This window comes from Synechococcus sp. R55.7 (genome assembly GCF_047461955.1).
GTDB lineage: Bacteria > Cyanobacteriota > Cyanobacteriia > Thermostichales > Thermostichaceae > Thermostichus.
In genome coordinates, this window is record NZ_JANSIC010000217.1 from 1,260 (window position 1) to 4,452 (window position 3,193).

Annotated in this window: 3 protein-coding genes; all 3 read left to right on the forward strand. The window is 57.1% G+C overall.

Annotation, left to right across the window (positions count from 1 at the left end):
- Positions 1-692 precede the first annotated feature (692 nt).
- Positions 693-2,072, forward strand: a complete 1,380-nt coding sequence (mgtE, locus tag NW820_RS10505; protein ID WP_414407450.1) for a magnesium transporter — start codon at positions 693-695, stop codon at positions 2,070-2,072.
- Between the two features lie 192 nt (positions 2,073-2,264).
- Positions 2,265-2,468, forward strand: coding sequence for a hypothetical protein (locus tag NW820_RS10510; protein WP_238376758.1), 204 nt, complete (start codon positions 2,265-2,267; stop codon positions 2,466-2,468).
- Between the two features lie 27 nt (positions 2,469-2,495).
- Positions 2,496-3,193 (forward strand): MgtC/SapB family protein (locus tag NW820_RS10515; RefSeq protein WP_414388027.1); only part of this gene is annotated, 698 nt, incomplete at its 3' end.

Genomic DNA, 3,193 nt, shown 5'->3' on the forward strand with positions numbered 1-3,193 from the left:
AGCTGCTCCGCCGATTGTTCACCGGATGAGCTGGAGAAAAAGGGTTGACGGGATCCCACTCCTGCAACTAGCCTAAAGGGAGCTGAAGAGATCCTCTTCTGGCTGTCCGGGTTGTTTCGGTTAACCTTTTTGGAGGAAAACGTTCAACAGCATGGACGCTTCCGGTAGTCGTAGCGCCAGCCACCAGTGGATGGTCTTCGAGGAGCACGTTCTTGAAGATTGGGCTCTTACTGGTGTCCTCCTTTTCCCCGCTGACAGCTTCTGTCGTCGCTTGAGAGGATCCCGTTTCGCCAACGCGAAGGGGTGGGAGAGTTTTCCCGGCTAGCTTTTGACTTGGGTGGCTCTCTCAGTCGGCGACGAACAGATGAGCTGAGCAGAGCCTTACCTGAGCAATGGGTTTGTGCAGCCCTGTTCAGAAAAGGGGAGATCAGGAGTAATTCCGAGGGGATTCCCCTTGACTTTCCTGTTGTGGGTTTTGGGGTTTCCGCAGGCCTGGGGATCCCTTGGAGTCCCTTTTATCGGCTTGGGCGCTTGCGATCCAAGCTGGGCTTGGAGGCCTGGCGCTAGACCTACGGCTTGCTGCGCGGCCATCCAAGGGTTTCAGGGCTTCCCTGTGAGCCTCGGAGCACCGGTTGGCTGTTGACCTCCTGGTTCTCTTCATCCCGGCTGACCCCAACGTTCGGAGGTTTATCATGCGGCACAACGTTCTTCGCGATCTCCTAACCCCTGCTTCCTTGGAAGCCGCCAAGCGAGAGGCCAACCGCGCTCCCATTGCCGAGCTGGTGCAGCAGTTGATGGAGATTTCACCTCGGCAGCGGGTTTTGGCTTTCCGCTTGCTGGAAAAAGACAAAGCCATTGCAGTGTTTGAGTATCTGCGGCCCGAAGAGCAGGCCGATCTCATTCGCAGCATGGAAAGCCCAGAAGTGATCCAGCTCATAGAAGCTCTGCCACCTGATGAGCGGGTACGTCTGTTTGAGGAGTTGCCGGCCAAAGTAACCAAGCGCCTCATTGCCAACCTCAGCCCAGAAGCTCGGGAAGCAGTGAATATCTTGCTGGGTTATCCAGAGCGCAGTGCCGGTCGGCTGATGAACCTGCGCTACTTGTCGGTACGGGATACCATCACCGTCGGGGCTGCTCTGGCCAGCGTGCGGGACTCTCAACTGGGAGACGATGAGCTGGATGTGATTTTTGTGGTGGACGATCAGCGGTTCTACAAAGGTTTGGTTCGCACCGTGCGCCTCGTGAAAGCAGATCCGGATTTGCCCATTCGGGAGCTGATTGAGGGATCGGATATTTTTGCGCGGGTTACCGACCGGGATCTCCAGGCAGCTCGTTTGCTCAAGGATTCGGGCTTGCCGGCCATTCCGGTGGTGGATACGGAAGGGCGCTTGGTGGGAGATATCACCTTTGAAGATGTCATCAACTTGGTGGAAGAAGAAGCCACCGACGCCGCTCTGGCCCAAGCAGGGGTGGGCAACTTGCTCAGCCGAGACAAGGTTTGGAGCGAGCGCCTGGTTAAAGGCGCCCGTTGGTATGCCGTCCGCCTGCGCATCACGTTTTTAATCATCACCTTGATTGGCGGCATGTTGGTGGGGGGAGTGATCGAAACCTTTGAGGAGGTGTTGCAAGCAGTAACGGCAGCGGCTATTTTCATCCCCTTGGTCATGGATATGGGCGGTAATGTCGGTACCCAATCTACGACCATCTTTGCCCGTGGCTTGGCTTGGGGCCACATCAACGTGCGGCAGTTTCTCCCCTATTTGCTGCGGGAAGCCAGCATTGGTGGCATTATCGGTGTGATCCTGGGGGCCACGGCTGGGGTGATTGCCTACTTCTGGCAGGGGGCACCCAATGGGATCCCACAATTGGGTCTAGCGGTGGGCTTGGCTCTGGCCATTGTCCTCACTTTGGGGGCTATCTTGGGCGCCATTTTGCCCTGGGTGATGTTAAAGCTGGGCTTTGACCACGCTCCGGGAGCGGATCCTTTTATCACCACCATTAAAGACTTCACCGGCCTCTGGGTGTATTTCACCCTGGTGGCTTGGCTAGTCGGGGTTGAAGTGGGGCTCTAGGGCTGCGCCGGCGCTGGATCCAGGGGGCACCTCACCGGCAAAGCGCGTTCCAGGAACGAATAATCCAGCCCTTCTTGAGAAATCAGCCTTTCAGAGTCTCGCCACAAGGCCATCGCGACGGCGGCGCAGAGCACTTTTACGAGGTGTCCTTTGACCAACGAAGGGTTACAGCAAACATTTAGGAGGTGTGCCATGACCTTGAAAGTTCTATCTCCCTTGGCTGCTGCTCAATTTCGGTCACGGCTGCAGCAGTATGCCTATCGGGTGGGCATAACCTGTGCTTTAGAAACAGGTGGTAAGCTGGCCCCAGAATCCGCCTTTGCTCAACTGGAAGCCCTCTGGCAAACCTTGCAACAGGAAGCCACTGCCCTTGGGATCCCAGATGAGGATGGCTAAACTTTATCCTTTCACGAGAACCGGAGCATGACCTGGATTGACTTCACCTTGCGTTTGGCCGTTGCCTTTGTCCTGGGATCCCTCATTGGCCTGGAGCGACAGTGGCGGCAGCGCATGGCCGGCTTACGCACCAACACCTTGGTGGCCACGGGTGCAGCTTTGTTTGTCATGCTCTCGGTTCTCACCCCTGATGAAAGCAGCCCGACCCGTATTGCGGCCCAAGTGGTATCGGGGATTGGCTTTTTGGCCGGTGGCGTGATCCTCAAGGAAGGAGCCAGCGTCCGTGGCCTGAACACCGCCGCCACCATCTGGTGTGCAGCCGCGGTGGGAGCCTTTGCCGGATCGGGGTACATTCCCCAAGCTGCCATTGGGGCCGCAGCTGTGTTGATCTCCAACGTTGTGCTGCGTCCACTAGGCTACCGCATCAACCAGCAGCCTTTGAAAGGCACAGAACTGGAACTGGTCTATGAGTGTTCGTTCATCTGCAAAAGCCAAGCAGAGGCCCACATCCGCGCCTTGCTCTTGCAAGGCATAGCTCCCACCCATCTCAAACTGCGTGCCCTCTACAGCGAAGACCTGGAGGACAAGCCTGATCTGGTCAAAGTCGAAGCAGAGCTGGTCACCCAAACCCGCGATGACCAGGCCCTAGAACTTGTCGTCAGCCGCCTCAGCCTAGAGCCAGGTGTGATCACTGCCCGATGGCGGATCATCGAACAGGAATTTGG

Bases quoted from the DNA above. Each gene is read 5' to 3' on its own strand.
- NW820_RS10510 (WP_238376758.1), top strand. From the start codon at position 2,265: ATGACCTTGAAAGTTCTATCTCCCTTGGCTGCTGCTCAATTTCGGTCA.
- mgtE (WP_414407450.1), top strand. From the start codon at position 693: ATGCGGCACAACGTTCTTCGCGATCTCCTAACCCCTGCTTCCTTGGAA.